Here is a 6,612-nt window from a genome sequence, read left to right on the forward strand (position 1 = left end):
AGGAATTAAAACTCGACAATTACGGGAGTATGATCGCTCGGTTTAGGTAAGTGTCGAGGGGCGATATCAATGATACATCTTGAAGCGCGATCGCCTAACGGAGCCGATAAATAGTGATGATCGATACGCCAACCTCGCTGACGCTTAAAGGAATTTTGGCGATAATCCCACCAAGTATATTGACCTTCTTCTTGGTTGAATTTCCGGAAAGCGTCGGCTAATCCTAACTTGAGAATACGTTGCAAGGCTTCCCTTTCTTTGGCAGTCGTTCCGGTTTTTTGGCTATTGGGGGAAACTTCAAAATGCACATCCCGATCTTCCGGAACAATGTTAAAATCGCCACTAATACATACCCCTTGAGCATGGCGATTGAGGAGAATATCGAGATAATCTTGCAGAAGCGAGAGCCAATCTAATTTATAGAAATATTTATCACTCTCGAAGTCGCCGCCATTGGGAACATACACCGTGATAATACGGATATCGTCTAAAACTCCGGTAATTAAACGCTTTTGCTCGTCAAATTTCCCCACCCGATCTGCGCCTAAAATGGGGCTAAAGCCAGTGGTAACCTCTGATAGGGGCGATCGCGTAATCAAGGCTACGCCATTATAAGCCTTTTGCCCAGAGACATAAACGTGATATCCGGCCTCTTCAAAGGGCGATCGCGGAAATAGATCGTCAATTACCTTGGTTTCCTGCAACCCCAACACATCCACCGGGTTATCTCGCAGCCAATTGACAACAATATCCAGTCGGGTACGAATCGAGTTAACATTCCAAGTGGCAATTTTCATCAACGGTAACGCTTGGCGCTGGTAATGAGTAATAGAGAGGAGAAGACGATCCCCTCAAATTGTAACTGAATGGGGGATAGAAGAATGCTCTACTAGGAATTAAAATAAATAGAAAACAGATGCTTAAACCTCATGCCTGAAACCCAATCTGAAGCCAAAAATGTATTCGGTGAACCGTTACAACCCTGTTGCACTGACCCCATGACGGGATATTATCGCACCGGATATTGCGAAACCGGGCCCGGAGATTTCGGTCTGCATGTGGTTTGTGCCCAAGTAACCGAAGAATTTTTAGCCTATACTCGCGAACAAGGGAATGACTTAAGTACCCCCGTACCAATGTATCAATTTCCCGGACTTAAAAGTGGCGATCGCTGGTGTCTATGTGCCTCTCGTTGGAAAGAAGCCCTCGAAGCTGGGGTTGCGCCTCCCGTTGTCCTCTCCGCTACCCATCTCAATACCTTAGCTGTGATTCCCTTAGAATTACTGAAAGACCATGCTGTCGATCGAGAGGGTTAATATCAAGTTGGCTACATGAGCGATCGCTATTCTGTATCCAAGCTCTGTTCTGGGTTATCTGGCTCTCCTGCTGACGTAGCCACTTCATTAACTACTGTTTGGAAAGAGGTCAAAGATTCGGTTGTTACAGCTTGAGTCAATAATTCTGCCAGCACTTCCAAGTTGGCGATCGCCCTCACTTGCTCTTTTAACTCGGCTGGAACCTCCACAAAACGGACTTCCAAAATGCGAAGGATAGATTCTTGTCGTTCCTCAGCGCGTCCTTGTTCGCGCCCTTGTTTGCGTCCTTTCTCAATGCCAAAGCGTTCAACACTGGTAATGTAAGGCATGACTTTCTCCTTCTCTAAGGTTTCCAGTTCTGTCCATAACCGCCGCTCTTCTGGTTCGGGAAGTTCCATCAGCCAGTCTATGAGCCGAAATAGTTCTACTATATCCTTGCGGGATAGTCCTCGTTCATTGAAACTAATCCATCTTCTCGCATTTCCCGGATCTTATCTTTCAGGAAAATAATGATTTCATGTATAGTCTCTAGAATGTGAGATCTATCATTTTCCAACCCCTTTTTAACAATATCAGACCATTCACCTTCTAGGCAGTCCTGAACTTTCTGACAACCTCTGCTTGAGCTGGATCGAGCTTTCCTGCTTGCTCTCTTTTTTTCAGTTCTTCAAATGCATTACCATAGTTCTCTAATAAATCTTGGAGAGAGGATTGTTCAAGAGCTTGATGTAACTGATCTCTAGTGAGCCTCCTGGTTTTTTGTTCCGGTAAACTCAGCCCCAAAAGGGATAGTAGAAATATCAGCAATAATATCACCACATAAAATGCTGAAATCCAAGGGTATAAATACCAATACCATCCCGGATAATAAGGTCGATTTCCTCGCAGATAATCTATAGCTATTCCCAGTAACCCATAAAAACACAGCGCGATTCCAAATAGGCTTCCAAAGTAAGCTATATGACCCCAATCCGGATCTTTTAGTTCACCTGAAACTATAGCGAAAAAAGCAATGACAAATGTCAAAATAAAGTGAGAAACAAACCAGCTACTGACAACGCGAAGACCAAAGCCTGAAGGCAGAGCAAAAGGATCTGGGATAATCAATTTGATCAAGATATCCAAGGTAGCAGCCTCCTGAGTCAAGAAGGACATTAGAATGTTAAAATTAGAAGGATTTTTTGTATGGTTATATACTCTTCTAAAAGGGTAATTATTTATACTCAGTCTGTCAGTAGCAAAAAGTCATCAAAAAGTAAGGTGAATGTCAGGTGCTACCCCAATGTGAGGTAGAATTATAGAGAAACTTCACGTTTGGGTCTCTCGTAGATTGTGGCTTTTGACAACACCTGTAAATTCCTGGCAACCCAAAACCCAATCAGTTTTGTCCGTTTGCTGCTTCCCCAAATCAATGCCAGCAATGTGCAAGTGATTAAAACTGAACTCTCTACTGAACCGGTTCGTGCTGACTCCTTAATCTTACTCAAAGCAGCCGATACGATCCTCCATCTGGAATTTGAGCGCATTCCTAAAGCTGACCCACCCTTAGCAGAGCGGATGATCGACTATTGGTTAAGGCTTTATCGCAAATATCACTGTACCATTGAACAAGTCGTCATTTTCCTCAAACAGACCACCTCACCTGAAGTTTATGTCGATCGCTTCCAAGTCCAAAATACCCTTCACAAATATCGTGTCCTCCGTTTGTGGGAACAAGACTCTGCTCCCTTCCTCAGTGATGCTGCTCTTCTTCCTTTAGCCCCTTTAACCCGTAGCAATGCGCCGCGAGATCTGCTACAACAGGTAGCAGAGGCCACGCGCAAAATTCCTGACTCTAATCAACGCCGAGAAATCATTGCCTGCACTGCTATTATGTCTGGACTCATTCACAACCCCGAAACTATCCAAGACCTCTTCCGCGAAGACTTGCTAGAAGACTCTTCTTTTTATCAGTTCATCCTGCAAAAAGGAATGAAAGAAGGTGTTAAACAAGGTCGTCAGGAAGGTCGCCAGGAAGGTCGCCAGGAAGGTCGTCAGGAAGCCGTCTTGATGATGTTACGTCAGAAAATTGGTACGATCGCAGCAGAGACAGAAGAGAAAATTTATAATCTTTCATTCACCCAACTCCAAGCGTTGATGGAAGCGATGCCTAACTTCCAAGAACAGCAGGACTTAACGGAATGGCTCGCTAGTATCCCTCAATGACCGTTGATGAAGCATTAAGCTTGCCACCTCACTGGCAACATCAATTTTCTGGTCAGTCCCCAATTCCATCTGATGAGCTGAGTTTGTTCTAATAGCCATATGATAGCTTAGATAACAGGCCGTTTTAATTCATCTAAAGCCTATGGTGACTGATACAGGCGATCGCACAACTCTCACACTCAGTGTGGCAGACCGACTCAAATTTTTAACGGAGCTGGTCATCTTCCAAGATCTCGCTCAAACGGAGTTCATAGAACAGTTAGCGACTCATTTAGAAGAGGTGCCCTTTCCCGCAGACCATACCATTTTTGCTCAGGGCGATCGCGGTGACTTACTCTATATTCTCTTTTCTGGTCGGGTCAAAGTCCATTTTGACGACGTGCAACTGGCAGAACTGACCCCCGGATCTTATTTTGGTGAAATGGCGATCTTTGAATCCCGGCCGCGATCGGCCTCTGTAACAACCCTAGAACCCTGTCAATGTCTGGTCTTAACCCAAGAACAAGTTTATCGAGCCATTAAAGAACGACCCAAAGTAGCCATCCAAATGATTAATGTTCTCTGCCAACGGGTGCGTAAACTCAATCGCCTCTTTGGGGCATCGGAAGACTTATTCTATAGCCAGGTACAACAGCAAGTTTTATCATGATCTCTACACAATCTCTGGAACGGCTTAAAGATATCCCCATCTTTGGCAATATTAAAGCTGAAGATGATGTTTTTTTAGCAGAAATTGCTAATCAATTGGGAGAAATCGAATTTCCCGCCGGTCACACCATTTTCCGTCAAGATGAAAGGGGTTCCTATCTCTATATTCTCGTATCTGGAGCAGTGGAAGTCCATATCGGTGGACTGAGATTGGCCCATTTCCAACCGGGCGACTATTTTGGGGAAATGTCAGTTTTAGATTCCCAGGTTCACTCGGCTTCTGTGACCGCTCTAGAAGAATGTAAATGTTTGGTTTTATCCCAAAAGCATCTCTATGAAGCGATCGAAAAATATCCAGAGTTGGGATTAAATATTATTCGCCTATTGTGCCAGAGAGTCCGAACTCTCAATCATCATATTACGGCTTGGTTAAGAGGGTTGTTAACCATTGCTTGGGCTGATGGCGAATATAATCCAGAGGAACAAGAGCTGATTGCTGAGTTAATTAAAGATGAGTTAGGCAGTAATCTGAATTTAGGCTCCCTTAAACCGATTACGGGGGAAGAATTAGCAGCGGTTTTAGGACGCGAAACGTCAGTAGCCGAGAATTTTCTGCGTACTGGGGTGATTATGGCTTTGGCGAATGGAACCTATTCAGAAGAGGAAGACCGGGTATTACAAGAGTATTGTGCGGCCCTAGAACCTTCGAGTGAAGTATTAGATGCTCTCAAATTTTTATTGATTACATCCGAAAATTTGCCCGAACAAAAACGCCAAGCGCTGATTGAAAAATTGCAAAAAACTTTTCCAGACGGAGATGTTTTACATCCGGTGCGGGATTGGTTAGATGGTTTGGATATTAATACACCTTATATGGCACGATTCCTCTGTAAAATGATCCCACCTCAATGTCCGTTTGAACGGGATATTAAGCTGTTCGGGCATAAAATTGTTCATATCCCTCCCATGTGTAAGTTGAATCCGCTTTATGAGCAGTTGGTGGGGTTGCGTTTCCGCGCTCTGTCTTATCTGGCGGATGATTGTAAGGAGGATATTTCTCGGTATATTTAACTTGAGTTGAGGGGATTTTTAAAAAAATAACTTTTTATATAGGTAGGTTAAACTAGAGAAAAAGCAAACAGAGGACATTAGTGAATGGCTGACGAAATCGAACAGAAACAAAATAATGATGAGCGGCTTGTTCCAGTTTTTAATAGCCTAAATATCCGAAAACTGGCGAAAACAAATCTTAAGCATCTACAGGACTTACCCCAATTCCCAGGTATTTACTTCGCGGTTGATAGCGGGTATCGTGTTCATTACATTGGAGTAAGCACAACCAACCTATCCGAAAGGTTGGAAAATCATGATAGATTAGCAGACTTCAAGCGATCAAACGTTCAATATATTGCTTATATGACAGGCTTTGATAATGAAGATTTAGGAAATATGGAAACTCAAGCAATTTCCTACTTTAACCCTCCCCTAAATAGCAACAAAATTGACTTAACACCCATTGTCGATCTGGGAATTAACGGACTCGATTTATTAGAGTGTTATGCAGAATTAAAACGGCAACAAAAAGCAATTGAGCTTGAGCTTGAGGGCTATAAACCCAATGTTCTGTCTATTATCCAAGCGGCCGGAGGCAAGATTCAAGGAACTGGATATACTGCCTCCACACCAGTTAAACCTAAATGGCTGTATTCTCAGGAATTAGAAGATTTAGCTAACGAAGTTAAAGTTAGGCAGAAAGAAGAGCGGGATAACAATATTGCAACTTATGAAGAAGTTACAATGTTTCCGGTCATTCGTATTTCACAATAGGACGTTTAAGAACAATTAATTTGAATGTTTCAGGGGCATAAGGCAATCTAAGATGAATGTGGTGATTGAGCAAGTCTCTTATAGGGAACAAGAGGAGGCGATCGCCTCCATTCGCATAGAAGTGTTCCAAAACGAACAAGGAGTTGATCCCACTTTGGAGTTTGATGGTTTGGACGAAGATGCAGATCATCTTCTCGCGTACAAAGAATCAGTCCCAGTGGGAACAGCCAGGGTGCGCCAGTTAAATCCTGAAACTGGGAAAATTGAGCGTTTGGCTGTGTTAGCTCGTTTTCGAGGTCAAGGAATAGGGCGAAAGTTAATACTCAAAGCTTTAGAACTAGCCCAATCTTATGGGGTACAAGAAGTAATTATCAATGCTCAAGTTTATGTTCAACCTCTTTACGAACAATTTGGATTTATACCGGAAGGGGAAGAATTTCTAGATGCGCAAATGCCTCATATTAAAATGCGGAAAAAATTCCATGATTAAGGAATAGTTAAGAAACAATTGCCGTGAGCGATCATCTCTCTTCTCGTGGAAGTGATATCAAATCCGGTTAATTGGCCACAGTTTACAGGGGATCGCTGGGCCACCAATGATATTGAGTATAGCCCC

The 6,612-nt window shown here is 43.2% G+C and carries 9 protein-coding genes and 1 pseudogene; 7 read left to right on the top strand and 3 right to left on the bottom strand.

Features of this window, described 5'->3' with window-relative positions:
• Window positions 1–5 precede the first annotated feature (5 nt).
• Entirely contained in the window at window positions 6–797 is a 792-nt protein-coding gene (gene xth / locus J7529_RS21520) for an exodeoxyribonuclease III (protein WP_318730667.1), read from the bottom strand.
• Between the two features lie 132 nt (window positions 798–929).
• Here xth and J7529_RS21525 point away from each other — a divergent pair, with 132 nt between their 5' ends.
• Entirely contained in the window at window positions 930–1,316 is a 387-nt protein-coding gene (locus tag J7529_RS21525; protein ID WP_318730668.1) for a DUF2237 domain-containing protein, read from the top strand.
• 26 nt (window positions 1,317–1,342) lie between these two features.
• Here J7529_RS21525 and J7529_RS21530 read toward each other — a convergent pair whose 3' ends face one another.
• Window positions 1,343–1,714 (bottom strand): hypothetical protein, encoded by a 372-nt coding sequence (locus J7529_RS21530; protein ID WP_318730669.1) that lies wholly within the window; start codon window positions 1,712–1,714, stop codon window positions 1,343–1,345.
• 190 nt (window positions 1,715–1,904) lie between these two features.
• A complete protein-coding gene (locus J7529_RS21535; protein ID WP_318730670.1) occupies window positions 1,905–2,471 on the bottom strand; it encodes a hypothetical protein in 567 nt (188 codons plus the stop codon).
• Between the two features lie 177 nt (window positions 2,472–2,648).
• Between J7529_RS21535 and J7529_RS21540 the strand changes: the two genes are divergently transcribed.
• From J7529_RS21540 to J7529_RS21560, 6 genes and pseudogenes are all read left to right on the top strand, one after another.
• Window positions 2,649–3,521, top strand: a complete 873-nt coding sequence (locus J7529_RS21540) for an Rpn family recombination-promoting nuclease/putative transposase (protein WP_318730671.1) — start codon at window positions 2,649–2,651, stop codon at window positions 3,519–3,521.
• 142 nt (window positions 3,522–3,663) lie between these two features.
• On the top strand, window positions 3,664–4,170 hold the full coding sequence (locus tag J7529_RS21545; protein ID WP_271937093.1) for a cyclic nucleotide-binding domain-containing protein: 507 nt from the start codon (window positions 3,664–3,666) through the stop codon (window positions 4,168–4,170).
• A pseudogene (locus J7529_RS24845) lies at window positions 4,167–4,511 on the top strand (cyclic nucleotide-binding domain-containing protein); the annotation flags it as partial. The gene J7529_RS21545 and the pseudogene J7529_RS24845, both read left to right, overlap by 4 nt.
• Before the next feature lie 42 nt (window positions 4,512–4,553).
• On the top strand, window positions 4,554–5,240 hold the full coding sequence (locus J7529_RS24850) for a Mo-dependent nitrogenase C-terminal domain-containing protein (protein ID WP_413038954.1): 687 nt from the start codon (window positions 4,554–4,556) through the stop codon (window positions 5,238–5,240).
• An 84-nt stretch (window positions 5,241–5,324) separates the two neighbouring features.
• Window positions 5,325–5,996 (top strand): hypothetical protein, encoded by a 672-nt coding sequence (locus tag J7529_RS21555; RefSeq protein ID WP_318730673.1) that lies wholly within the window; start codon window positions 5,325–5,327, stop codon window positions 5,994–5,996.
• A 52-nt stretch (window positions 5,997–6,048) separates the two neighbouring features.
• Window positions 6,049–6,486, top strand: coding sequence for a GNAT family N-acetyltransferase (locus J7529_RS21560; RefSeq protein ID WP_318730674.1), 438 nt, complete (start codon window positions 6,049–6,051; stop codon window positions 6,484–6,486).
• The last annotated feature ends 126 nt before the right edge of the window (window positions 6,487–6,612 follow it).

This window comes from Roseofilum sp. Guam (assembly GCF_017746735.1).
GTDB lineage: Bacteria > Cyanobacteriota > Cyanobacteriia > Cyanobacteriales > Desertifilaceae > Roseofilum > Roseofilum reptotaenium.

Coding starts and splice junctions, on each gene's coding strand:
- J7529_RS21525 (WP_318730668.1), top strand. CDS start 930: ATGCCTGAAACCCAATCTGAAGCCAAAAATGTATTCGGTGAACCGTTA.
- xth (WP_318730667.1), bottom strand. CDS start 797: ATGAAAATTGCCACTTGGAATGTTAACTCGATTCGTACCCGACTGGAT.
- J7529_RS21545 (WP_271937093.1), top strand. CDS start 3,664: ATGGTGACTGATACAGGCGATCGCACAACTCTCACACTCAGTGTGGCA.
- J7529_RS21535 (WP_318730670.1), bottom strand. CDS start 2,471: ATGTCCTTCTTGACTCAGGAGGCTGCTACCTTGGATATCTTGATCAAA.
- J7529_RS21560 (WP_318730674.1), top strand. CDS start 6,049: ATGAATGTGGTGATTGAGCAAGTCTCTTATAGGGAACAAGAGGAGGCG.
- J7529_RS21530 (WP_318730669.1), bottom strand. CDS start 1,714: ATGGAACTTCCCGAACCAGAAGAGCGGCGGTTATGGACAGAACTGGAA.
- J7529_RS21555 (WP_318730673.1), top strand. CDS start 5,325: ATGGCTGACGAAATCGAACAGAAACAAAATAATGATGAGCGGCTTGTT.